This window comes from Mariprofundus micogutta (assembly GCF_001895085.1).
Taxonomy (GTDB): domain Bacteria; phylum Pseudomonadota; class Zetaproteobacteria; order Mariprofundales; family Mariprofundaceae; genus Mariprofundus; species Mariprofundus micogutta.
This window is the reverse complement of sequence record NZ_BDFD01000011.1, coordinates 1-24,299: the sequence shown is the minus strand read 5'-3', so window position 1 is coordinate 24,299 and position 24,299 is coordinate 1. Positions and strand designations below refer to the sequence as shown.

The 24,299-nt window shown below is 50.3% G+C and carries 22 protein-coding genes and 1 tRNA gene; 16 read left to right on the top strand and 7 right to left on the bottom strand.

All coding sequences use genetic code 11. The annotated features are described in order from the left end of the window. Positions 1 to 3: 3 nt before the first annotated feature. Complete coding sequence (locus MMIC_RS07165; protein ID WP_072659786.1) at positions 4 to 339, bottom strand: hypothetical protein; 336 nt, start codon at positions 337 to 339, stop codon at positions 4 to 6. 112 nt (positions 340 to 451) lie between these two features. Here MMIC_RS07165 and MMIC_RS07160 point away from each other — a divergent pair, with 112 nt between their 5' ends. Further along, positions 452 to 1,192: a hypothetical protein gene (locus MMIC_RS07160; RefSeq protein WP_072659785.1), complete on the top strand. Its 741-nt coding sequence runs from the start codon at positions 452 to 454 to the stop codon at positions 1,190 to 1,192. 83 nt (positions 1,193 to 1,275) lie between these two features. After that, entirely contained in the window at positions 1,276 to 2,709 is a 1,434-nt protein-coding gene (locus MMIC_RS07155) for a diguanylate cyclase domain-containing protein (protein ID WP_072659784.1), read from the top strand. A 6-nt stretch (positions 2,710 to 2,715) separates the two neighbouring features. Here MMIC_RS07155 and MMIC_RS07150 read toward each other — a convergent pair whose 3' ends face one another. After that, a complete protein-coding gene (locus tag MMIC_RS07150; RefSeq protein ID WP_227819407.1) occupies positions 2,716 to 2,937 on the bottom strand; it encodes a hypothetical protein in 222 nt (73 codons plus the stop codon). Positions 2,938 to 3,147: 210 nt separating this feature from the next. Here MMIC_RS07150 and MMIC_RS07145 point away from each other — a divergent pair, with 210 nt between their 5' ends. The 3 genes from MMIC_RS07145 to MMIC_RS07135 are packed head-to-tail and all read left to right on the top strand — an operon-like array spanning position 3,148 to position 6,585. Then, on the top strand, positions 3,148 to 4,008 hold the full coding sequence (locus MMIC_RS07145; RefSeq protein ID WP_072659783.1) for a glycine--tRNA ligase subunit alpha: 861 nt from the start codon (positions 3,148 to 3,150) through the stop codon (positions 4,006 to 4,008). Beyond that, positions 4,005 to 6,104, top strand: coding sequence for a glycine--tRNA ligase subunit beta (gene glyS / locus MMIC_RS07140; RefSeq protein ID WP_072659782.1), 2,100 nt, complete (start codon positions 4,005 to 4,007; stop codon positions 6,102 to 6,104). The genes MMIC_RS07145 and glyS overlap by 4 nt, the downstream gene beginning before the upstream one ends. Positions 6,105 to 6,117: 13 nt before the next feature. Next, complete coding sequence (locus MMIC_RS07135; protein WP_227819413.1) at positions 6,118 to 6,585, top strand: MEKHLA domain-containing protein; 468 nt, start codon at positions 6,118 to 6,120, stop codon at positions 6,583 to 6,585. Positions 6,586 to 6,602: 17 nt separating this feature from the next. Here MMIC_RS07135 and MMIC_RS07130 read toward each other — a convergent pair. Then, a tRNA-Arg gene (locus MMIC_RS07130) sits at positions 6,603 to 6,679 on the bottom strand. Positions 6,680 to 6,779: 100 nt separating this feature from the next. Here MMIC_RS07130 and MMIC_RS07125 point away from each other — a divergent pair. Continuing rightward, on the top strand, positions 6,780 to 9,002 hold the full coding sequence (locus MMIC_RS07125; protein WP_072659780.1) for a heavy metal translocating P-type ATPase: 2,223 nt from the start codon (positions 6,780 to 6,782) through the stop codon (positions 9,000 to 9,002). On the opposite strand, the gene MMIC_RS07120 is transcribed toward MMIC_RS07125, so the two are convergent. Together MMIC_RS07120 and MMIC_RS07115 are read right to left on the bottom strand one after the other, a co-directional pair. Then, on the bottom strand, positions 9,003 to 10,145 hold the full coding sequence (locus tag MMIC_RS07120) for an MFS transporter (protein WP_072659779.1): 1,143 nt from the start codon (positions 10,143 to 10,145) through the stop codon (positions 9,003 to 9,005). Between the two features lie 37 nt (positions 10,146 to 10,182). After that, positions 10,183 to 10,668, bottom strand: coding sequence for a hypothetical protein (locus tag MMIC_RS07115; protein ID WP_072659778.1), 486 nt, complete (start codon positions 10,666 to 10,668; stop codon positions 10,183 to 10,185). Between the two features lie 15 nt (positions 10,669 to 10,683). Between MMIC_RS07115 and MMIC_RS07110 the strand changes: the two genes are divergently transcribed. The 5 genes from MMIC_RS07110 (at position 10,684) to arsC (ending at position 16,535) form a co-directional block, all read left to right on the top strand. Next, positions 10,684 to 11,310 (top strand): hypothetical protein, encoded by a 627-nt coding sequence (locus MMIC_RS07110; protein ID WP_072659777.1) that lies wholly within the window; start codon positions 10,684 to 10,686, stop codon positions 11,308 to 11,310. Positions 11,311 to 11,355: 45 nt separating this feature from the next. Next, positions 11,356 to 12,168, top strand: a complete 813-nt coding sequence (locus tag MMIC_RS07105; RefSeq protein WP_072659776.1) for an HDOD domain-containing protein — start codon at positions 11,356 to 11,358, stop codon at positions 12,166 to 12,168. Positions 12,169 to 12,273: 105 nt separating this feature from the next. Continuing rightward, on the top strand, positions 12,274 to 14,070 hold the full coding sequence (locus MMIC_RS07100; RefSeq protein ID WP_072659775.1) for a chloride channel protein: 1,797 nt from the start codon (positions 12,274 to 12,276) through the stop codon (positions 14,068 to 14,070). Beyond that, positions 14,063 to 16,165: an ATP-dependent helicase gene (locus MMIC_RS07095; RefSeq protein WP_072659774.1), complete on the top strand. Its 2,103-nt coding sequence runs from the start codon at positions 14,063 to 14,065 to the stop codon at positions 16,163 to 16,165. Before MMIC_RS07100 ends, MMIC_RS07095 begins: the two co-directional genes overlap by 8 nt. 25 nt (positions 16,166 to 16,190) lie before the next feature. Continuing rightward, positions 16,191 to 16,535 carry an arsenate reductase (glutaredoxin) gene (gene arsC / locus MMIC_RS07090; protein ID WP_072659773.1) on the top strand — a complete coding sequence of 115 codons (345 nt, stop codon included), beginning with the start codon at positions 16,191 to 16,193 and terminating at the stop codon, positions 16,533 to 16,535. A gap of 62 nt (positions 16,536 to 16,597) precedes the next feature. Here arsC and recQ read toward each other — a convergent pair whose 3' ends face one another. After that, positions 16,598 to 18,763 carry a DNA helicase RecQ gene (gene recQ, locus MMIC_RS07085; RefSeq protein WP_072659772.1) on the bottom strand — a complete coding sequence of 722 codons (2,166 nt, stop codon included), beginning with the start codon at positions 18,761 to 18,763 and terminating at the stop codon, positions 16,598 to 16,600. Between the two features lie 286 nt (positions 18,764 to 19,049). On the opposite strand from recQ, the gene MMIC_RS07080 reads away from it, so the two are divergent. The 5 genes from MMIC_RS07080 to MMIC_RS07060 all read left to right on the top strand — a co-directional run bounded on the left by MMIC_RS07080 (position 19,050) and on the right by MMIC_RS07060 (position 23,656). Beyond that, positions 19,050 to 19,829, top strand: coding sequence for a uroporphyrinogen-III synthase (locus MMIC_RS07080; RefSeq protein ID WP_072659837.1), 780 nt, complete (start codon positions 19,050 to 19,052; stop codon positions 19,827 to 19,829). 14 nt (positions 19,830 to 19,843) lie between these two features. Then, positions 19,844 to 20,833 carry a porphobilinogen synthase gene (hemB, locus tag MMIC_RS07075; protein WP_072659771.1) on the top strand — a complete coding sequence of 330 codons (990 nt, stop codon included), beginning with the start codon at positions 19,844 to 19,846 and terminating at the stop codon, positions 20,831 to 20,833. A 1-nt stretch (position 20,834) separates the two neighbouring features. Further along, positions 20,835 to 21,962 carry an NADPH-dependent FMN reductase family protein gene (locus tag MMIC_RS07070; RefSeq protein WP_072659770.1) on the top strand — a complete coding sequence of 376 codons (1,128 nt, stop codon included), beginning with the start codon at positions 20,835 to 20,837 and terminating at the stop codon, positions 21,960 to 21,962. After that, the gene (locus MMIC_RS07065; protein WP_072659769.1) at positions 21,962 to 23,101 is read left to right on the top strand and encodes a tetratricopeptide repeat protein; all 1,140 of its coding nucleotides are present in this window, start codon (positions 21,962 to 21,964) and stop codon (positions 23,099 to 23,101) included. Before MMIC_RS07070 ends, MMIC_RS07065 begins: the two co-directional genes overlap by 1 nt. A 159-nt stretch (positions 23,102 to 23,260) precedes the next feature. After that, positions 23,261 to 23,656 (top strand): Rieske (2Fe-2S) protein, encoded by a 396-nt coding sequence (locus MMIC_RS07060; protein ID WP_072659768.1) that lies wholly within the window; start codon positions 23,261 to 23,263, stop codon positions 23,654 to 23,656. A gap of 60 nt (positions 23,657 to 23,716) precedes the next feature. On the opposite strand, the gene MMIC_RS07055 is transcribed toward MMIC_RS07060, so the two are convergent. Then, positions 23,717 to 24,076: a tellurite resistance TerB family protein gene (locus MMIC_RS07055; RefSeq protein ID WP_072659767.1), complete on the bottom strand. Its 360-nt coding sequence runs from the start codon at positions 24,074 to 24,076 to the stop codon at positions 23,717 to 23,719. Between the last annotated feature and the right edge of the window lie 223 nt (positions 24,077 to 24,299).

Here is a 24,299-nt window from a genome sequence, read left to right as displayed (position 1 = left end):
CACTTATTTCAGGGAAGCGCCGCACTTCTCACATGTTTCCACCGTTGTGAGAATCTTTTTGTTGGCAATCATTTTTTCACATGATTCACAGAAATAGAAGCCTTTCAGGTTGGTGTAAATAATGGCGGCAACGGCGATTCCGAGCACAACAAAACCCTTGGTCGGAAAGTTCAGCAGCCAGGCGATTATCATCAGCATGCCGGAGAGGCTGAAGATAATGATTGGCCAAAGCCGTTTTTTCAGTTTGATATCAATATTGATGGCAAACACAGCAAGCCGGGCTGTGATGAACACAATCCAGAAGAAAACAACAAAGAAAATCAGATCACCAGTAGTCAATGTGTTGCACCCCGCGCTATCCTGCGCAACTCTAGTCGAATTATGCTGCGGGTAAATATTGTATATCTCAGCAGCTTGTGGAACTGCCTGGTGTTCGCTATAACGTTGAGCTATGGATGATGATGTAGTGCGACACAGTGAAGCTCCGGACATTGATGACAAAGCAGGCCGGCATGCTTTTCATGCACACGCAAAAGTACAAGCTGATGCTGAATCAGAGCATGAGGCGGTCAGCAGAATCAGAAAACAACACAAATTAAAAAATAAAAAAAAACGGAAGGCGCCAAAGCGGCGTTTTATTTTCTGGGCACAGAGCCTGATTATTCTTCTTGTCTGTGTAACACTCGGGGTGGGCATCTGGGCAATCATTGCAACAACCGGCAAAAGCGGCGGGGTATCGTGGTCTGATGAGTTACAGCGAGGAAACTTTGATCTGGCCGCCAGAAAGTTCTCGATAACAGCTTCAGCAGCAGCATCTCAGGTGTTTGAGTCTGATTTGTCCACCGAGGCTATTATGCAGGATTTTAATGCAGCCCTTCCCCATCTGAGAAAAGCAGGTTATATCCTCACCGAAATGGAGGTGGAACTGGGGATTCCTCCCAAGTTGATACCTCATTTTTATCATGATCCTGATGTAAAGCTGGATTTACAGAAAACACTCAAGAAACTTGGCGACAATAATATTGGTTCCGCTTTGATCATGGCCCTTGCTGAGGCAGGTACGCTGCAGAAACAGATCGAAGTAGCGGATATGCAGTTCAACCATATTGAGGTGGAGCTGGGGCTGATTCCTGCACTTAAGTTGCAGTATAAGAACGGCATTGGCATTCAGGACTATATTCACAAGGATTAAATGCGCAGTCTGTTTAGGCACACTTATTGCTTCGAGTGGAAAGGTGCGTACGCTAGAGCTTGAATGATGAGAAGGGAGGGTGCATGGCAATTGGTCAGAAAATGAGCCAGACAGAATTGTTTTCGCTATTTGCCCACGCCAGCAATTGCATGCATGAAGCCCTCGATATCCCTGCTATTTTACGTGCTTCTGTCTCTTCTGCCGTCAGCCTGGTTGATGCCAGGGCCGGTTCTGCAGGGCTGCTTGTCAACGATAAGCTGGCTTTTACGGAGCACTGGGACGGCCAGACCTGGTCGCCCATGCAATGTGGTTTTGGTGCTGAAGATGGATGGGTGGGCGACCTGATTCGCTATAGAAAACCCTTTATCATTACCGAAGGCGATGCCATTACCGGTTTTGCTCCGGAAGTCGCCCCTGCCCTGGTTGATATCGATCAGTTGATTGCAATGCCAATTATTGGCAAACAGGATGATATGCTGGCCTGCCTGTTGGTGTTTGATAAAAACAGCGGGCAGTTTGATGCCAAGGACGGGATGCTGCTGGAGCAGTTGGCATCAATGGTTTCTGTTGCTCTTGAGAATGGTATTGAACAGCAGGAAAGCAGCAGAATTGAAGCAGATCTGGAGAAATCAGTGGCGACATATCGAACCCTGGTTGAGCAGATCCCTGCCATTACCTACATTGCTACACTGGATCGTAGCCGCATCCTGTTTGTTAGTCCTCAGGTCGAGGATATTCTCGGTTACTGCCAGGATGATTTTCTGGCTAATCAGGAGATGTGGTCGGAGCAGATCCATCATGAAGATCATGAGCGGGTGATTGCTGAGGTAAAACAGAGCTTGAAGGACGACCTTCCGTTTCATTCCGAATACAGGATCTGTGCAAAAGATGGCAGGGATATCTGGGTGAAAGATGCGGCAGCTACGGTGCGGGATCATGATCAGGACCTGTATCTGCAGGGTGTGGTTTATGATATCACCGAACGCAAGCAGTCTGAGAAAAAACTACTGCAAATGGCTCATTTTGATCAGTTAACAGGGCTCGCCAATCGCTCACTATTCCATGATCGGTTGGATCAGGCAGTAGCACAGGCCAAACGACATAAACAGAAATTGGCTGTTCTGTATCTGGATCTGGATGGCTTTAAAGCTGTAAATGATGCGCTGGGGCATAAGGCCGGTGATCTGTTGCTGGCTGAGACGGCCAGGAGATTAAGGGATAATGTACGTGAAGTAGATACCGTTGCGCGCATGGGTGGCGATGAGTTCACCATCATATTGAATGAAATTGACTCCCAGAAAAATATCAGTCTGGTGGCTGATAAACTTATTGGTGCTGTGTCGAGTCCTTACGAGGGTATAGGTGTGGCGTTGCCTGTAACGGTGAGTATAGGCGCTGCAATATATCCGGATGACAGTATGCACAAGGATGTTTTGGTGACCGCAGCAGATAATGCCATGTATCATGCGAAAAACAGCGGCAAGAACCGCTGTTGTTTTCATCTGGCTAAAAGTTAGGGACTATTAGCTGCTTTTGCCTTTCTGGTTGTACATTTCCATCAGTTTGGATTCCAGATTCTGACTGCCGGAAGGTTGTGATGCCTGACGAGCTTCATTGGAGAAAGTCATCTGATCATCTTTTGCGGCTGGCTGGCCACTCTGAGGGGCTGCATTAGGCGCAGGGCGATGTGCCTGCTGAAGCAAACGACTAATGAAACCGTCAGAGGGCAAAGCTGTAATAGCCACAATCAACTCCTTTATTCGATCTGTTTTTTTACCAGGAATCCTGCCTACAGAGTCCTTACATCATTAAACATCGGTTGAGAGTTGCTCGACTTTAGCCTGATATGCATATTTTTTTCGAATTATTGTCTTTTCGTAATGATCTGTGCGCGTCTTCTGGCAAGCAGACGCCTGCGAAGTTAGGCTTGCCACCAATTTATCAGGGAGTTCGGCGTGTTAACCTTTCAGGATTTGATTCTCACTTTACAGCAATTTTGGGCCAAACAGGGTTGTGTGGTTCAGCAGCCATACGATTCATCAATGGGAGCGGGTACCTTTCATCCTGCTACATTCCTGCGGGTGCTGGACGATAACGACTGGAGCACAGCTTATGTGCAACCATGTCGACGCCCTACCGATGGACGCTATGGAGAAAACCCCAACCGACTACAGCACTACTATCAGTTTCAGGTGATTCTGAAACCTGCGCCGGAAAATATTCTTGAACTGTACCTCGATTCATTACGCAAGATTGGTATCGATCCGGAAGTGCATGATATCCGGTTTGTTGAGGATGACTGGGAATCTCCGACACTGGGTGCCTGGGGCCTTGGCTGGGAAGTCTGGCTTAATGGTATGGAAGTTACCCAGTTCACCTATTTCCAACAGGTGGGCAGCGTGGAGCTGACACGCACACCCGGTGAAATCACATACGGCCTTGAACGTTTGGCCATGTATCTGCAGGGCGTGGATAATATTTATGATCTGGTTTGGGTTGAGACAGCCGATGGCAAACAGGTCACCTATGGTGAGGTGTTCCATCGCAACGAAGTTGAATTCTCCACCTATAACTTTGATGAAGCTGATGCAGCTCGATTGCATGAACAGTTCGATCATGCTGAAGGCGAATGTAAACGCCTGACTGAAAAGAATCTGGTTCTGCCAGCCTATGAGGAAGTCATGAAAGCATCTCACTCTTTTAACCTGCTGGATGCGCGAGGCGCGATTTCAGTGGCTGAGCGTCAGCGCTTTATAGGACGTGTGCGAGGGCTGGCCCGCACCGTTGCGCGTGCTTATGCGGGGGTAGATGCATGAGCATGAAGCCATTACTGATCGAAATCGGTGTAGAAGAAATTCCAGCGGGTGTTGCGCCGCGTATGGGCGAAGTGTTACAGAGGAATGTCGTTGATGTGCTTGCCGATGCCGGCATTCAAAATGTCATGGTGTCTTTAGGTGTTACGCCACGGCGCTTGATGCTGCATGCAGCATCATGTCCTGTTCAGCAGGATGACAGGGAAGAAACGATCTGGGGGCCGCCGGAACGTGTGGCTTTCAAGGATGCTGAACCAACCGGTGCTGCGCATGGGTTTGCCAAGAAATCAGGCCTGTCATTGGATGATTTTGAACTGGCCGACAAAGGTGATGGCAAAGGAAACTATATGAAAGCCGTTCGCACGGTGAAAGGTCGCCCTGTTGCTGAAATCTTGGCTGAAGCGATGCCGGCTATCCTGCGCAAGTTGCCAAGCCCCAAACAGATGCAGTGGCAGGATGGGGACTCCCGGCCTGATGCATTTATTCGCCCGGTACGCTGGATTGTGGCAAGGCTCGGTGACGATGTGATTCCATTTTCTTTTGCAGGTGTAACTGCTGGCAAACTATCTCGCGGCCATCGCGTACATGGTTCTGTCGGTGAGATAGATGTGCATGACCCATTTGCATGGCTGGAAGGCCAGTTCGTACACGCTGATCGCAACAGCAGAAAGGCACTGATTGCTGAACAGCTTGCTACCGCTGCCAGAAAGCAGGGCGTAGAACTGGTTGATGACGATGATTTGCTCGAAGAAGTAACGGATCTGGTTGAATGGCCGATGGCGATTGCAGCTTCATACGATGAAGATTTTTTGCGACTGCCTGAAGAGGTTAGCCGCATTGAATTGAAACATCATCAGCGTTGTTTTTCCGCGCATGATGCCAATGGTAAGGTCAGCCCGGTCTTTTTTACCGTAGCCAATATCGAATCCAGGAATCCTGATGCGGTAGCAGAGGGAAATGAACGCGTAGTCAATGCACGTCTTGCCGATGCAGCATTCTATTTTGATCGTGATCCGAAAGAGTCTCTGGATGCACGAGTCGAGAAACTGTCTGAAATCGTATTTCAGGATGGATTGGGCATGGTTGGTGATCAGGTACGTCGTATGCGTGCTTTTGTGCTCGATAATGCTACCGCACTTGGTGTCGATGCCAATGATGCGCAGCGCGCAGCTTTGCTCTGCAAATCCGATCTGACGACAGGCCTGGTGGGCGAATTTCCCGAGCTGCAGGGTTATATGGGTGGCAAATATGCACGCATGGATGGAGAAAATGATGCGGTGGCCCATGCCATTGAACATCATTATGCCCCGGCAGGTGCCGATGACGATTTGCCACCTAGCCGTATTTCCCGGGCTATTGGTGTTATCGAACGCGCTGACAAATTACTGGGTTATTTTCACCTTGGGCGCATTCCAACTGCAAGCGCAGATCCATTCGGCTTGCGCCGTGCAGCCATTGGCCTGATTCGTCTGCTGGCGGATACCTCAACCCCGATTGAAATGACGCTGGACCAGGTCATCAACGAAGCTGCCAAGCAGTGGAATCAGCAGCGTGTTACCATTGCCATTGCAGATGAGACCAAACAGCAGGTTCGTGAATTTATTATTGAGCGTTTGCTGGGGCTGAGTGTTTCACTGGGCTTCTCGAAAACATCGGTGGATGCAGCAGTGAACTCATCCGAGATACGTCCACTGTATCGCGAAGCCTTGATCGCCAGGCACTTGATGGGTTTTGAGTCTTCGGAAGATGGGCAGGCGATTGCCGCTGCAAACAAACGCATTGCCAATATTCTCAAGAAAGCGGGTTCAGTGGAGCCTGATGTTAAAACATCACTATTCTCTGAAACGGCTGAGCAGGCGCTGTTTGATGCGCTGCTGATGGCTGAGTCAGGCTTTAATCAGGCTGTAGCGGAAGGTTCATTTGAAGAGAGTATTTCTCCAGCTCTGGCAGAGCTGGCCAGGTTGCGCGCGCCGGTGGATCGCTTTTTTGATGATGTGATGGTGATGGCTGAGGATGAGGCGGTGCGGGCCAATCGTTTGGCACTGCTATCCCGTTTGAGGTCTTTGTTCCTGAACCTGGCGGACATCTCACGCTTGTAAGGCATTGACCGCAGTGATGCATGAGCCATGTGAAGCGAATGACTGGCATGTAGCCCATGTTGAGTTGCTGAGTCAGAGCCTGCTGCACTGGACCGGCTGTGGATTGATCGAAGAGTGTGATGCCGTGACGGCTGCCCGCCAGCTCTACTTTGCACCATTCGCCCTGCTCTCACATGGCACAGAGGTCGATCCTGTGATCAATTACGCCAACAAGACGGCTCAGGAGCTGTTCGAGATGGAATGGTCTGCTTTTGTGCAGCTGCCATCCCGTTTATCCGCGCAGGCCGTCGTTCAGTCCGAGCGAGATGCTTTGCTCAAGCGCGTTACTGAGCATGGATTTATCGATGATTATACCGGAGTGCGGGTTTCCAGTACGGGGCGTCTCTTTTGCATTGATCACGCTACGGTATGGAATCTGCTTAATACTCAGGGTGAATATGATGGTCAGGCTGCCATGTTCAGTATCTGGCAGCACCTGTAAGCATTATAAAAGAGAAGTGGCGCACGATGCAGGAGTCGAACCTGCGGCCTCAGCCTTCGGAGGGCTGCGCTCTATCCAGCTGAGCTAATCGTGCGTAAGGCTGCGCATTGTCGGGAGGGGGATGCAAACCGTCAAGTTATGCCTGATGTTTTTCATTCATGGCCTGTTAAGCCAGCCTATTCTATCATATAGCGATGACTACGATTCGTTTGGCCGTTGATGGCATGAATTGCGCTGGTTGCGTTGGCAAGGTTGAGGCTGCGTTACTGGCTGTGCCGGGTGTTACTGAAGCTATGGTGAATCTGGCTGAACGCAGTGCTTTGATAAAAGGTGATGTCGATGCTGCATCCCTTATTGCAGCGGTGCAGGACACGGGGCGCAGTGCGCGGGAAATTCGTAGTCTGGTCGATGAGCAGGAACATGAGACTGCCGAACTGCAGCGTTTCAGATTACAGATGAAGAAGTTTATTTTGGCAGCGGCTGTTGGTGCGCCGATGTTTGTCGCAGGTATGTCTGGATGGTTGCCGGGGCTTACCGCCACGGGTGGCCAACTGATCTGGATTGTACTGGGATTGTTGACCCTGGCTGTGATGATCTATTCTGGCAGTCAATTCTATCTTGGTGCTGTAAACGGTCTGAGGCGGCTTCAGTTTGATATGGATAGCCTGATTGCCATGGGTACCGGCTCGGCCTGGCTCTATTCGATGCTGATTTCTATCTGGCCGGATATTGTGCCGGTCATGGGGCAACACCTCTATTTTGAAGCTGCTTTGATCATCCTTGCCCTGATTAATCTTGGTCATGCCCTGGAATTGAGGGCGCGTGGCAAAACCTCGGAAGCTATTCGAAGGCTCATGGGCTTGGCTGCAAAAACAGCACGTATCGTGCGTGATGGTGATGAGACTGATGTTCCCATCGAGGTTGTGCAGATCGGCGACACGATTCGTGTACGCCCCGGCGAAAAAATTGCTGTTGATGGCATCATCAGCGAAGGTCATTCCACAATTGATGAATCAATGCTGACCGGTGAGCCGATGCCAGTTGAAAAAACTACCGGAGATCAGGTGGTTGGAGGCACTATCAATGGACGAGGCTCTTTTCTGTTTCAGGCCAGCCATGTCGGAGCTGATACTGTGCTGGCGCATATCGTAGCCATGGTGCGTCAGGCCCAGAGCAGTAAGCCGCGCATAGGACGTCTGGCCGACAAAATCGCTGCGGTATTTGTGCCTGTCGTGATGGCTATTGCAGCGACCACGTTCCTGATCTGGTTTTATGCCGGGCCGGAGCCACAGATCAGCTATGCGTTGGTTACCACCATGACAGTGTTGATTATTGCATGCCCCTGCGCACTGGGCCTGGCGACCCCGATGTCGATCATGGTCGGTGTGGGTAAAGCCGCGGAATATGGTGTGCTGATTAAAAACGGTGAGGCGCTGGAGCGGGCCGGAAAAATTACCACTGTGGTGCTGGATAAAACCGGCACACTTACGATCGGAAAACCGACATTGACTGAACTTATTGCATTGAATACGAGTGAGTATGAATTACTGCGACTGGCTGCCAGCCTGGAGGCCGGCAGTGAGCATCCGCTGGCTGCCGCCATGCTTGCTGCAGCAGTAGAAAGGGATATTTCCAGTGAGCCTGTCAATGCATTTAAGGCGCATAGCGGGCGCGGTATAGAAGGGGATTTTCAAGGCTCCCAACTGTTGATGGGCAATCAGTTGTTGATGACTGATAACGGCGTGGTGATTCCGGATGTAGTGCAGAAAAAGATAACAGCTTTATCCGAACAGGCGGCTACGCCGATATTGCTTGCTCGTGACCGTTTGCTGGTCGGCATCTTGTCGGTTTCTGATCCACTGCGCGATGATGCAAAAGAAACAGTGCAACAGATGCATGATGAGGGATTACAGGTGGTTATGCTAACTGGCGATAATCATGAAACTGCGCGCGCTGTGGCTCGTAAGGCAGGTATCGTGGAGGTCATGGCCGGGGTACTGCCTGAGGATAAAGACGCCTGCATAGAAAGACTTCAAGGCAAAGGTGAAATCGTCGGCATGGTGGGGGATGGTATCAATGATGCGGCGGCTTTAGCGCGTGCGGATGTTGGTTTTGCCATTGGTGCGGGTACAGATATTGCGATGGAAAGTGCCGATGTGACATTAATGTCTTCAAATCCTGCAAGTGTACTGACGGCGATAGAAATCTCGAAAGCGACGATGGGCAATATCAGGCAGAACCTGTTTGGAGCATTTGTCTATAATTCGCTGGGGATTCCAGTTGCAGCGGGAATTCTGTATCCCGTTTTCGGAGTTCTGCTTAATCCCATCATTGCCGGGGCCGCTATGGCTATGTCATCTGTAACCGTGGTCAGTAATGCCAATCGACTACGTTTATTCAAGTCTGCAGGGCGTTAATCAGGGTTTATTTCTGACTTCGGAAAGCATCAGGGCCAGTGGAATGCCAAACAGGGCAATCGCTGCGCAGGCATAAAATGCCATGGCGTAACCCATGCTTTCGGCAATCAGGCCGCAACCCATTATGCCGATGGTACTGCCGAGCCCGAATCCTGCTGCAGAAAATAGACCTTGTGCGGAGGCATGCCTGTTGTCCGGGGCAATACGTTTGACCCAGGCAATCGCTGCGACATGAAATGCTGCAAAACTGGCTGCATGCAATAGCTGCAGGATCACAAGCCATACGGCATCAGTCGTCAGGCCAATACCAAACCAGCGCAGGGCGGCCAGCATCAGGCAGGTTGAAAACAGATACGTCGGGGCAGCCTGTTGAATCTGTTTCGACCAGAGCCACATCAGTATAATCTCAGCCATGACACCGATGACCCAATAGATGCCGATCTGCAGCCCGGTAAAGCCGTTTTCTACAAGATACAGACTGAAAAACCCGTAATAGGCACCGTGAGAGATTTGCATGATAAAAGCGATAGCCAGCAGAATATAAAATGCTCTGGGGAACGAGTCTTGCCCATGTTCACTTTCCGCCGGGTGTTGCAAGGTTGGAAAACCCTGTGCTGAAATGGCTAAAACAACCATGAGTCCGGCCAGGACAAATGGAAAGCTGTTGATATTACTTTCGCTGAACCACAGGCCACCTGCCAGTGAGGTGAGAATAAAGCCGATAGAGCCCCATGCGCGCAAACGTCCATAATCGGCACCATCAGCTTCTGAAACAGAAACTGAAAGCCCGTCGGTTAATGGCAACACAGCAGCCCAGAACATGCCGAACAGAAGAATGGTAATTGTCAGTATGTATGGATGATCTGATATGCCGATGGATACGGCAGCCACAGCCGCCAGCCATGATGCGATAATAATGAAACGATGCGCCCATGCTTGCGGTTGCCTGTCGAGCAGGTGGCCAGCCCAGGGTGGGGCCACGACTTTGGCAAGCGCCAGAAGGCCTGTCATAAAGCCCACCATGGCCGCGTTTAAACCCAGTCCATCGAGATAAACGGGAAAAAATGGCAGCACAAGGCCCATGGCAGCAAAGTAAGCGGAATAAAACAGGCGAATACGATTTAACGATGTCTGGCTAACCATGCTTTAGTAACCTGACGAAGCAGTGGGTGTTTGCTGTTTAAACACCCTCAACCGTGAACAGGAAGGCCAGCACAGCAAACTTGGCATAAATGATGGTAATAAAAATAGAGGTCATTGTGGTTACCAGGAAAGAGTTGACCTTTTTGCTGGAGAACAAAATCTTCGGTAAAAAAGATAGGCCTGACAGAAAACCCGCTACGCCGAAAACAATATTCAGCTCAGTATCACTGACTTCCAGTTCAATCATGGCATGATTCAAATCATCAAACACAGAACCAACCAGCAGGACAAATACCAGCCAGTTGATATACAGGGCAAGGTATTCAAGCGGATGACAGCTCAGTTTAAACCTTCGGCCCAGCAGGATCAGGGGTAGCGCAACGATGTTGCCAAAGATGGCGAAGATAATCAGTGAGTGAAGATAAGCATCCATGCGCCAGAGGCTACAGCAGGCGAAAATAAAATCACCGGTGAAAAGCGTAGTTGGATGTTGCTTAAGCGCAGTTTCTGCATCACATTTCAATGATGCAATATATTCATGTCGGAACGGTGGTCTGAAGTGGAAGAGTGGCTGAGTATAGTCATTCGTCAGATGGTGTTATACAGCCTGCCGGTTCTTGTTTCGCTCACATTGGTTACCATGCTGGAGGCACGCTGGACTCGCATACAGATACCCCATCCGTTTTATGCCATAGCCTGGCGTGGTGCATGGGTCCCGCTGCTGGCAAGTCTGTTTTTTCACCGGGGTGTGATTATTGCATTGCCAAACTATCTGCAGTTTGGTGTCAAAAGTGCTGCGCTCCGATGTCTGGTGCATCTCATCCTGTTTGGCGTCGGTTTCCTGCTGTATAGCTGGAGCTTGTCGTATCAGGCTCCTTCAGGGCTGCCTCCCCTGCATCACTGGTGGGCCAAGGTGTTGATGTTTTTTAATCTGTGTATGGCTGCTTTGCACTTGCTCCCCTTGCCTTTATTGCTGCTTGGTGAGTGTCTGGAAAAAGCTGCGGGAATCAGGTTTTTTCAGAAGTTGGCGTTGAAAAGGAACCATGCTTGGTTATTGATTGCTGCAGTAGCTGCTTCGCCACTGCTGGATATGCTGCTTGGGGCATATCTCGTGTATCCTGTTTATGAAGAGGTGAGCAGTTATGCCACATATCTGTGGAGATAGAATATACAGATGCCTGTTGGCCTATGAATTGCTAGATTGTGAACTATGAATGAATCCGGATTTGATCGTCAATCAACACTAGAACTTCTGGCCTTCAGTGATGACCTACCGTCATTGCCTGATCGCTTTGTGAAAATTCAGCAAATTGCGCAGGATCCGGATTCCAGTGCGGATGATCTGGCTGAAGTGATCAGGAGTGATCAGGCCACATCCGCAATGATTCTTAAATTTGCCAATTCGCCCGCCTATAATCCGACTCAGACGCCTATTGGCGAGCTATCCAAAGCTATTGCCCGCCTTGGTTCAAGAGAAACAGTGCATATCGCAACAGCGATATCCTTGATGTATGGCATGATACTACCTACTGGCATGGCCAATATTCGTGCCTTCTGGGGGCATGCATTTGCCGTGGCTCTGGTGTGTGAATGGATTGCTCGAGAAGCAGATCCTGCTGAGCAACACTGTAGTCATGAACGCGCTTTTATGACGGGGCTGCTGCATGATGTTGGCAGGGCCGCTCTGGGCATGCGCGTGGACTTTTCCTACTTTGAACGGGATGTGGGACATCTTCGCGGCGAATCACTGATTCAGGCAGAAGAAGTTTTTTATGGTATGAATCATGCCGAAGCAGGCCAAAGACTTTTGCAGCTATGGTTGTTTCCGGATGATTTGAGTGAAGCAGTTGCTCAGCACCACAATCCCGATGCTTCTCCATTCCTGGCCAGAGTGTGTTTTGCTGCCAATACGTATGTGAACGAGTATTTGCCGGACAGAGCGCCATTTGAGACTATCCATGATCGGGTTACTGAAGCGATGGAAGCTTCTCCTCCTGATTTTTCCTCTATTCTGAATCAATAGCTCTATTCTACATCCTACCGGCAGGCTAAAGATGATGTAAGTGTCGAGCTTATGGCGATTTGTTGTTAACGTTGCATTCTTTGTTGGCAAGGATTCCGGACACCGATGATATTTAGGGACAAACTGCTGAGCGAGCACAGGCATTTGCGAAACTGGATGCGGGAGCAGGATACGATTTATGTCGTATTGCTCTCCATTGTTGTGGGTGTTGTTTCCGGTTATGCCGCGCTATTGCTTCATTTTGCAATTGAGTGGGTCAGCCTGTTCTGGACAGGAGAGCGGACCTGGCAACAGGCAATGCATGATCTTCCATGGTATATCTATCTTATCGCACCGACTGTTGGCGGGTTTCTGGTTGGCTGGATTACGGTGCGTTTTCTTCCCGGTGGTGAGTTGCGGGGTGTGGCAGGCGTGCTCGCCGACATGGTACAGCGCAAGGGGCATGTGCACCCACGCCAGATGGCAACGGAAACTGCCGGAGCTGCGATTGCTATAGGCAGTGGTGCAAGCCTTGGGCGTGAGGGGCCGACAGTTGCTCTGGGGGCACTGATTGCATCTGAAATTGGTCGCCGTGTTGGTTTGTCCGAGCAGCAACTTCGGACGCTGATTGGCTGCGGCGTTGCAGCAGGCATCGCAGCCTCATTTAATACTCCGATTGCAGGTGTACTGTTTGCACTTGAAGTGATTCTGGCGGATTATGCCATCGCCACGTTTAGTCCGATTGTGATTGCCTCGGTCCTGGCGACCGTAGTTGCCCGTTCCGAAGTTGGAAATTTCCCTGCATTTACGGTTCCCGAATATCATCTGATCAGCGCATGGGAAATTCCGGCTTATATGGCGATGGGAGTTCTGTGTGGCATCGTGGCAACAGGTTTTATTAAATCGATGGCACCGACAAGGAAATGGCTGGCAGAGGTTTTACCTAACCGTAAAGTCAGACCGGCCGCGGTAGGATTTGTAATCGGTTTAATGGGGTTGGCTATCCCTCAGGTGATGTCAATCGGCTACGGCTTTGTTGAAGATATGATGCTGGAGCGTACTGACCCTGTTTTGCTTGGCATTACGCTGCCATTGGCAGCTTTTCTTGCCATTATTCTGATTGGAAAATTTATTGCCGTGGTGTTGAGTTCGGCAGGTGGTTTTCCCGGCGGCCTGTTTGGCCCTACGCTGTTTCTGGGCGCTACTGTGGGTGCTCTGTTTGGTGATATTGTGCATGGTCTGTCGCCAGCTTATTCGGAAAGTTATGGTGCTTATGCATTGGTGGCTTGTGGTGCTCTGACTGCAGCAGCTCTGCAGGCACCGTTGACAGTCATGTTGATTGTTTTTGAGATGACAGCCGACTATCACATTATGTTGCCGCTGATGATTGCCTGCAGTGTGGCAACCATGGTGACACGCTCATTTGGTCGTACTTCGGTATTTACCGAGGCGCTTGAAGAGCGTGGCATTGATACCAACTGGGGGAGAGAGCAATCATGGATGCGCTCGGTTCCGATCACACGCATTCCCTGGCGCAGCATTCCGCGTGTCTCTGCGCATGCGCGTCTTGAAGAGCTAAAACAGGTTTACACAGGTTCGGGCAAAGGCTGTGTGCAGGTCGTGGATGATGAGGGATTGATGATCGGGATTGTCACCTTCGGCGATCTGCAGCAATGGCTGCTGGATCCGGCCCTGGATCATGTGGTTGTGGCATCTGAAGTGGCGAATCGCAATGTGTTGGTCGTTGCAGAATCGGATAGCCTGCTTGATGCGATTCACATTCTGGACCGTGCCGAGTTTGAACAGATGCCTGTAGTTTCTGATGATAATCCGTGCAAAGTGCTGGGCATGCTGTCGCGAAATGCCATCTTTTCTACCTATCACAAGCTGATCGTGAAACATGGAGAAGGCGATCATGGCTGATCTGAATTCAGCACAACAACAGGCCGCAGAGGCAGGAAGCGGGCCGCAGCTTATTCTTGCCGGTGCAGGCACGGGAAAAACACGCACGATTGTGCATCGTATTGGTCATCTGATTGCAGAACGTGGTATTGCTCCGCACAGAATTCTTGCCGTCACCTTTACCAACAAGGCTGCTGCTGAACTGCAAGCACGTTTAGGTCTGCTTATCGGCGATGATGGCGGCGGTGTTGTATCAGGCACATTTCATTCGATTTCCCTGAAATTCCTTCGCCGCTATGCGGATGTACTTGGATACTCCCGTTCATTCCAGGTTGTTGACAGTGATGATCAGAAAGCGCTGGTGAAACGTTTATTGAAAAACAGAAATATCGCTACTGATCGATTGCATCCCTCTTACATGATCAGTTGGATCGAGCATTGTAAGCATGCCGGCCTGACACCGGAGCAGGCACCTGAAGGTGAATGGAATGGTATAGCCTTGCATGAGTTGTATGCCTTGTATCAGCGGGAACTTATGCAGCATGAACGTATGGATTTTTCCGACCTGATTCTCAATGCGGCCAGGCTGATGCGCGAGCATGAGGCGGTTGCTGCAGCGCTGAGAGCCCGCTTTGATCATGTGTTGGTGGATGAATATCAGGATACCAATCCTATTCAACATGAGTGGTTGCTGCTGTTGTGCGGAGAACATCGTAATCTTACCGTGGTCGGTGATGATGATCAGAGTATTTACGGCTGGCGCGGTGCGGATGTGTCGCACATCCTTGATTTTGAGCAGGCCTGGCAGGGTGCCGGCATACACAGGTTGGAAGAGAATTACAGATCCAGCGGCGCGATTCTGGAACTTGCCAATGCGGTGATTTGTGAAAATGAAGGTCGTCATGAGAAGGCACTTAAAGCCACGCGTGAAGATGGTGATAAGCCCGAGTGGAAAGTGTGCAACGATGAGTATGATGAAGCCCGTCAGGTGCTGGGGCGTATCGAACGTTGGCGTTCAGGAGGATATGCGTGGTCTGAGATCGCCGTATTGTATCGCTCGAACCGTCAGTCACTTCCGCTGGAGCAGTTATTCCGTGAGTCTGACATCCCATACCGCATTATCGGGGGGGTGGGGTTCTTCGAACGCATGGAGATCAAGGATGCTTTGGCCTACTGGGCCCTGCTGAATCGTTGTGGTGACGGGCTTCAATTGCTGAGAATCTGTAATAAACCCAAGCGTGGTTTGGGTGTTAAAGGGCAGGAACAGCTGGCAGCAGCTCTGGCCTCATCGGGGCTGCGTACTTGCGAATGGCTGGATTTGATTGCCTCAGGTCAGGCGGAAGGAGCAGCGAAAAAAGTCACTCCGCTTGCGTGTCTGATTCGGGATATGCAGGCCGAGCTGGAAACACAGCCTGATCGTGGCTTGAATATGATTCTTGAGAGTAGTGGTTATCTGCAGAGTTTAACGTCTATGGGCGAAATCGAATCTGCTTCGCGTATCGAGAATATCAGAACCCTGCAGGACTACATAGAGCTCTCCATGGCTCAGGGGTTGACGCCAGTCGAATTCATGGATCGGGCATCACTGTTGCAGAGCAGCGAAGAGATGAATGAATCGGAGCAGGATAGTGAAGACGCTATTTCTATGATGAGTCTGCACAGGGCCAAAGGTTTGGAGTTTGATTGTGTTGTGTTGCCGGGTGTGGAAGAAGGATTGCTGCCGCATCAACGTGCACTTGATGAGGGTGAGGCTGGTATTTCTGAGGAAAGACGTCTGCTGTATGTTGGCGTCACCCGGGCAAGAGAGCAGCTGTTGCTGACTTCAGCACGTCTGCGTCGATTCTTTGGCGAAATGCACTATCCTTTACCCAGTCGTTTTATTAAAACACTAGCCTCTGAGGTTCTGCAGCAGGATACTTTTGTGCCGGCTGCATCACATGAGCAGTCTGCTGGCGGAGGTCTTGGCATCGGTGTTCAGGTCTGCCACCCCTCTTTTGGTGAAGGTATGATTATGGGGATGGAAGGTGCAGGAGATGCCACGCGTGTAACTGTGCAGTTCAGACGTTCAGGTACCAAGCAGTTGATGCTCAAGTATGCCGCACTTCAGCTGGCCTGATCAATTCAATACTATAGGAGTTTTTATGTCAGTTAAGATTTATCATAACCCGCGCTGTTCGAAATCAAGGCAGACACTGGCTTTACTGCAGGAGCAGGGCATCAACCCCGTGATCATTGAATATCTGCAAACACCACCTGCCGAGGCTGAGTTGGATGCCTTACTTACCAAGCTGGGCAAAGAGCCTGCTGAGTTGATGCGTAAAGGTGAGGCCGAGTTTAAAGAGCATTTCAAAGGCAGGGATTTGAGTCGCAGTGAGGCCATTGCACTCATGGTGACGTATCCGAAAGTGATTGAGCGCCCGATTGTGGTGAATGGAGATCAGGCTGCAGTAGGCAGGCCACCCGAAAGTGTACTGGATATATTATAATTGTTGCAGTCAGCATAAAGAAGCCCGGGCAAAACCCGGGCTTCTTTATTAAGTAATGCAGATCAGGCTACGCCGATAGCTTCTCGCCAGGCGAGAATCAGGCGGAACTCTTCATTGCTCAGATCAATGGTGAGGTCACGTTTGATTTCAGTCAGCGATGCATATGGGTCGGCATCATCAAGTTCAGTCATCACCGTATCAAAGTTTTTGCCGATAAAGGCAGGCACATCGATATACTGACCCGCACGAATAATAGCGACATAGTTCTTGAGGACCGTCATTTCACTTACACCTTGCTGGGCTGCAATTTCACTCAGGTTGTTACCTTTGCGCTGCAGTGCCAAAGTGTAGGTTTGCGTTTCATTCAGACCCGGGCCTTTGGCAATCAGTTTCGGAATATCTTTGCCGCCCGCCTGTTCAGATTTGCTGCCACTTTTCTTGGCATGGTCCGCGATCACCTGAATAAAGGCAGCGCCGTAGGCTTCCAGTTTGTGCTGGCCAACACCGGAGATGCTGTTCAGTGATGATTCATCAGTTGGTTTGCGTTGTGCCAGTTCGGTTAAGGTTACATCACTGAATACCACATGTGGCGGGACATCTTCTTTTTCAGCAATTTTTTCACGCAAGGTCACCAGCTTTTTGAATAGTGGTTCGTCGCGTTGCGTGCTGAGTCGTTTAAACTGACGACGGATACCCGGTTGATATTTAGCCAGAATGATGGGGTCTCCAATGCCAATGTGTTCAGCTTTTTTGGTGGCCAGCATCGCTGCCCGTTTGGAAACATCCTGAATGAAGTAACCATGATGCACGAGTTGGCGGAGGATTGAAGTCCATTCATCCGCATTCAGATCGGATCCTGCACCGTGAGTTTTAAGCTTGTCATGTTTGTTTTCACGGATGCGTGCATTGGTGGAGCCACGCAGTACATCAACAATATAACCCATGCCGAAATGGCCTTTGACTTCACGTACGCACTGTAATGCCACCTGGGCAAATTCGGTGGCATCATAGGTGGCAGGCGGATCGAGGCAGATGTCGCAGTTGCCACAGGGTTTCTCCAGACCTTCGCCAAAGTAACCGAGCAGGACGCGGCGACGGCAGGTCAGGGCTTCAGAGAAGGCCACCATGCTATTGAGCTTGTGCACTTCAACACGGCGCTGATCGATGTTTTCAACATTTTCAATCAAACGTCGTACCAGATTCACATCGCCTGAGCCGTAGAGCATCAGGGCTTCTGATTCCAGGCCGTCACGACCGGCACGACCGGTTTCCTGATAGTAGGATTCAATACTTTTCGGAAGATCATGATGGATGACAAAACGTACATTCGGTTTATCCACACCCATGCCGAAGGCAATAGTTGCCACGATTACTTTGACGCGGTCACGCAGGAAATCATCCTGAACCTTTTCACGAGAGCGGCCTGGAATACCTGCATGGTAGGCGGCGGCAACGATGCCATGGCGTTGCAAATTCACTGCCAGATCTTCCACACGTTTGCGTGACAGGCAGTAGATGACGCCGGAGGCATTCGGCCAGCCTTCCAGAAATTGCAGAATCTGGGTTAATGGCTGGCGTTTTTCAGCTACCAGATAGCGGATGTTAGGGCGATCAAAACTGGCTACAAAACGCTGTGCTTTTTCTAGCTTCAAACGCTCACTGATATCTTCACGTGTGTGCTCATCGGCGGTGGCAGTCAGGGCCAGCATCGGCACTTCAGGAAAGATGTCACGCAACTCTCCGAGGCGCACATATTCAGGCCTGAAATCATGTCCCCATTGTGAAACACAGTGTGCTTCATCAATGGCAAAGATGGATAGTTTTACTTTTTCCAGTTTTTGCAGAAAGCTTTTCGATAACAGGCGCTCCGGTGCAACATAGAGCAGGTCGAGATGACCGCCTTCAAAACGTTCGAGTACCTCTTTGGCTTCAGCAGCTTTCAGTGATGAGTTGTAGTAGGCGGCATTCACGCCGCAGGCGGTTAGTGCATCCACCTGATCTTTCATCAATGAGATCAGTGGTGATACGACAATGCCGGTTCCTTCACGCATCATGCCCGGAATCTGGTAGCAGATTGATTTGCCTCCGCCGGTTGGCATCAGGACGAATGCATCTTTGCCATCAATCAGTGAGGTGATGATCTCTTCCTGCATCGGCCGGAACTGATCGTAACCGAATACATCTTTGAGAACTTTTCTTGCTTGTTCTTTAACTTTTTTTGTTGCCATTTCTTTCCTCTAACAACGGGCTCTTGCCCGATTGCGTGTAGTGACCGAAAACAATGGTTTCCAGTCCTGTATAAATCAAAAAATCAGGTTGATTTACAAACCCATCCATGGGTGTAATGACGTATTAACCTCAGTTTCTAGTATATTTCACCATGTTTATCGCGGCTTGGCAACTGTTTTGAAAGGAGTTCGTATATACGCTCTGAGCGCTATTGCCATTCGGGTGATATTTATTCTGACTTATGCAGGGATAGCACTTGCAGTAAAGTTATTGCATGATTGCTGTATGCAAGCGTCGAGTCTGCAAGGAAAACAGATATTACTTACCCGTACAGTTCACCAGAATGATGAGCTGGTTGAGCTGCTGCGAAGCTATGGGGCCGAACCTGAGCTGTTTCCATGTTTGGAGATGGTCCCTATGGTTGATGCAACCCTGTCAGGCCTGTCGATGCTGAATGAATGCAGTGACGTGGTGTTCAGCAGCAGCAATTCAATCCATATTCTTGCGCAACTTCTGAATGATCAAAACCAGACGCTGGTGAGCATGCTGCAAGACAAGCGTGTGGCTGTCGTGGGCAATAAAACAGCCGGGGCACTCAGGCAGTATGGTGTCACTGTTGATCTGGTGCCTGACAAGTCCTCACAGGATGGCTTGATTGCGACCTATTTGAAGCATGGTCTGCCGCGCTCAGGCCTGATGTTTTTCCGGGCGGATGAGGGGCGTGAGGCACTTGCCAGAGCACTCACATCAAGAGGTGTGAAAGTGATTATGGTGCCAGTATATCGCATGACCTTTCCCAAGGCTGATAGCAGTGATGTCAGGGGCAAGATTGCTGCCAGTGATATCGATGCGGTACTGCTGGGCAGTGCGAAAGCTGCGCGCAATTACATGCGCCGAATCGGTGATGTGGAGCTGGCCAATAAACCCGTAGTTGCTGTGATCAGCCACAAGCTCGCCAAGGTCGCAGAAAATGAAGGCCTTAGCGTGCAGGTTGTAGCAAAAGACGCTAGTTTTGACTCCATGCTTGATAGTTTGGCTGATTATTATGAATCTATTTCTTCCTGAGGAGGAGCCTTTTTATGACCCTGCCTGATCTGATTGTCCGTCCCCGTCGCTTGCGCAGAAATGCCACTATCCGACAGATGGTTCGTGAGACAACGCTGTCAACGGATGACTTTATCTATCCGATCTTCGTCGATGAAACGATTGAAGAGGCCCGCGAAGTAGCAAGTATGCCGGGTGTTTCCCGCATTCCGCTATCTATGGTGGGAGAAGTGACACAGCAGGTAGCAGCACTCGGCATTCCCGGCATCATATTGTTCGGTATTCCGGCTGAAAAAGATGCGATCGGTTCAGGGGGGTGGGATGACAATGGCATTGTACAGCAGGCTATTCGTGCAGCAAAAGCCGCCAGTCCGGAGACATGTGTCATTGCTGATACCTGTTTTTGCGAATATACCGATCACGGTCACTGCGGTGTGTTGCACGGTGAAGATGTCGACAATGATGAAACATTGCTCAATCTGCAGAAAGAGGCTGTTTCCTATGCCAGGGCCGGTGTCGATATTGTCGCTCCTTCCGGCATGATGGACGGTATGATTGCGGCCATTCGTGAGGGGCTGGATGACGCCGGTTTCAAAGACCTTCCGATCATGTCTTATGCAGTGAAATTTGCCTCGGGTTATTTCGGCCCGTTCCGCGATGCGGCTGATTCCACACCGTCATTTGGCGATCGTGCAAGCTACCAGATGGATCCGGCAAACCGGCGTGAGGCGCTAAAAGAGGCATGGCTGGATGTTGAAGAGGGTGCTGATATGCTGATGGTTAAACCCGGGCTAGCCTATATGGATATCATCCGGGAAGTGAAAGATGCCACCAATCTGCCCATGGCTGTGTACAATGTTTCAGGTGAATATGCCATGGTCAAAGCTGCAGCTGAAAAGGGCTGGATTGATGAGAAGCGTGTCGTACTGGAAACCATGCTAAGCTTTAAACGCGCCGGTGCCGATCTGATCCTTTCCTATCATGCACTGGACGTGGCCCGCTGGTTGCGCGAAGATAAGGCATAAGATGAGTGAGAATAAAGAGACCCCTGAACTTCAGGGCGACAGTTCGGATGCTGGCAAAGCTGAAGATGTAATTTCTGTGTCTGATACTTCGTCTGCCTCTTCCGGAGAAGAGAAAAAGTCATCCAGCGGCATTCTGAAGTTCCTTGCCTTTCTGCTTATTGTCGCAGGCATAGTGGGCGGTGGCCTTTATGCCAATGGTGAGTTGGGGCCGGTACTTGATTCGGCGAAGTCTGCCTTTCATGATGTGAAGGCTCAGTTGAGTTCAGGGCCTGAATCGGATGCGTCGCAAGAGGCTTCCGAGCCAATTCCGGCTGAGACTGAGCATGAGTTTGCATCCTCTGAGCCCGTCCAGAGCGATGCTGAATTTGCTGCAGAAGCAGTTCCAGCTGAGCCTGACCCTTCAGGTTTCCAGTCAGCTCCAGAGTCAATAGAAGATCATTCAGTAGTGGCGGCTTCCGGTCAGGTTGAAGAGTTGCAGGCAACCATCAATGCGTTGCGCAGTGAGATGCAGGCCATGGAAGAGTCTCAGAGTGTTTTGCGTGAAAAACTACTTGAGCAGCAGCAGTTTAACCTGCAGGCGCGTTTGCGCTGGATTACTGACCCGGCCAGTCATTTACCTCAACTGCAGATGGCCTGGGAAGAGATTGCCTCAATGCCGGAGCTGAGCGCCGAACGGCGAGAGACAGCAGTTGCAATGCAGGCTCTGGCTGAGAATAGCTCTCAGGCATTGCTGCTCTGGCATGATAGTTTGAACAAATGGTCGGATTCTCTTGCCATTCCCGAGCAAGAAGATGTGTTACAAGAGCCGGAACATCCATGGTTAGCATGGCTGGTGGGCCAGTTTCATTTGCGGAAGGCCCCATCGACTGAAGCCAAACGTCTGGCAGGTTTGAGTCAACGCTTGTCAATGGCTGCCAGTCAGCTTGGTCAGGAGAAGTTGCCGAATCATGCTGATTGGCAGGCCCTCAGGGCCGAGTTGTTGTTGCATGTCACCAGCACACAGGGCCAGACAGATAGCAGTTCGGTCGAGCTTGGTTTGCCGGATGACTTCAGCGCCATTCAGGCTGATATTCAAAAGCTTCGTGACACTGCGGTGCAGTGGGTACAGAGCAAGCAGGGAGAAGTCTGATGCGTTTGGTGTTTTTACTGGTTTTAGCGTTGCTTGTCACGGTTGCATTGATTGTTTTTCCAAATATTGCGGATCAGGTACTGCGTCTGGAGGCGTTTGGCTGGATTTTTGAAACACGTCAGGGCGCATTTATTGTTGCCCTGCTGGTGCTGCTCTTCGCATTGGCACTGTTGCGGCTGCTTGTGCGTGCCATGTTTGCAGGCCCTGGAAGTGTCTGGCGCTCGCTAAAGGGTGGCAGCAGTAAACGACGGGAGTCCCGACTTCGTGAAGGTCTGGCCCAGTGGCTGGATAATCGTGGTGATTTTGGCGTCAAAGCTATGAAGCGTTCGAAGGGCATATTGCCGGATTGGGCAATGGATATGCTGAAAATACTTGCTTTGCCGGCCAAAGATCAGGAGGTCGCAGCAGATCAGGATGATGCTTTGATTGTTGCTCTGGCTGCCCGCATAGCGACAGATCCCGGCGCGGAAAGGAAACCTGATCTGACAACACGAAGGGCTCACCTGGAAGCATGGCTGAATGTGCACCCCAATGCGCCACTGGCGCTGTCCCGTATGGCAGATGTTGCGGAAGAGGAGGGTGATTGGCCGAAAGTGGTTGAGTTGCTTGAATCGGAGTGGAAACAGGGGCATCGCTCTGCGCATTCGGTCAAACCACGTTTGACGGAAGCCTATTTGAAGCTTGCTGCCGATCAGCCAGATCAGGCGATGGCACATTTACGCAAGGCTTATCGCTTGTTGCCGGATAATGATGCTGTACAGCTAGCTTATGGAAATGGACTGCTCGCCAATGGCGAGCGGGCAACTGCACAGCGCTTGTGGACCGGTTACCTGGAGCAGCATAATGCCTTTGAAATTGCGTATGCATTACTTGATATGCACAGGCTGGATGCCATTCGTGCCTACCGAAAGCTTGAAGGTTTGAAGGATGCCGAAATGACTTTGGCTCAACGCTGGTTGCGAGCTGAACTTGCACATGCTGCAGCATTGGAAGGACTGGCTTATGAGCAGATGCAGGCACTGGCAGAAGATGAATCCTGTCTGGATGCATGGAAGAGTCTGGCCGCCTGGCACAGTGATGCAGGTGAGTATGAAAAAGCCTCGGCCTGTTATCAGCAGGCTTTGGCCCTGTCTCAGTGAAAATACACTGTGAGGGCCTGAGCTCATTGACAATAAATGATTTATTTTCTATAAAATAGCTATAGCGGGTCTCTTGGTCCGCTGGCGGTCACCGACGGGTGGCCGCCTTTTTTTGGGCTTACGCTTGCGCTGCCTGCCGATCACTGTTTGGATATTCCAATGGCTGAAGATGTTGAAAACCAGATTGCCTTGCAACGGGTCGAACGTCCGGGAGAGGGGCAGGCTGTCTGTTTTGATTTGAAGTCCACGATTAGGCTCTCAACCGGAACAATTGTAGAAATCACTGAGCAGGGGTTTCTGGCCTGTTATCAGGGGCAGTTGCGCGCATGGCGTAATCATTGTCCACATGCAGGCTCCCCGCTTGACTGGAATCCCGGCCAGTTTTTCAGTGATGACGGCACACAGCTGGTTTGTCATACTCATGGAGCACTGTTTGATCCCTTGTCCGGCGATTGCCTTGCAGGCCCCTGCCCTCGTGGCCTTTTTCCGATTGAGTTGCGGGAGGAGGGTTGCAGTGTGCTGGTGCCTGAATCTGCTCCCGGAGTAGAAGCATAAGCACTTCCAATGCTGGTCGGATAGCCACCTGGGGTGGTTGCAGGGTGTTTTATCTGCAGGCTAGACTAAATGCTCTAATCCCCACTGTTTTCTAACATAACGGAGTCTTTTTTCTTCATCATCATCCAGTTGGTCGTCAGAAGTGGCAATTTTTTGCAAATAGTCGTAGATCACATCTTTATGCTGAACTGAAAGTGTTGTGGATAATTCTCTTATCGCGGCTTCAAAATGCTGTTGTCCATCTGCTTGCTTAAGGTGCTTGTTCAATTCAGCTTTATCGAATTCCGGAAAGAGAGTTGTGCCGTGTGCAGCAGCAAAATCGACCTCTTCTTCCTTGATTTCTCCATCTGCAGTTATCATGGAGGTCGCAAGCCGATAGACAGAGTGAAGTAGGCTTGGAGCTTCCGGGTCGGCACTCATAAGCATCTCCGGGTATATATTTATCAGTTCAATTCCAGCAAAGGCGAATGAACTTTTTTGTATATATAGACGAGTTCTTATGTGGTGTCAAAATTCAGTCTTTTCCAATATGAAATGAGTCTGAAAACGTAGTTGTCCTGTCCATCATATGGGGATGCTTATCCAGATGGACGAAAGGAAGATCAAAACAGTTGCCGATATTTCAGTCTTTCTGTCAGGAACA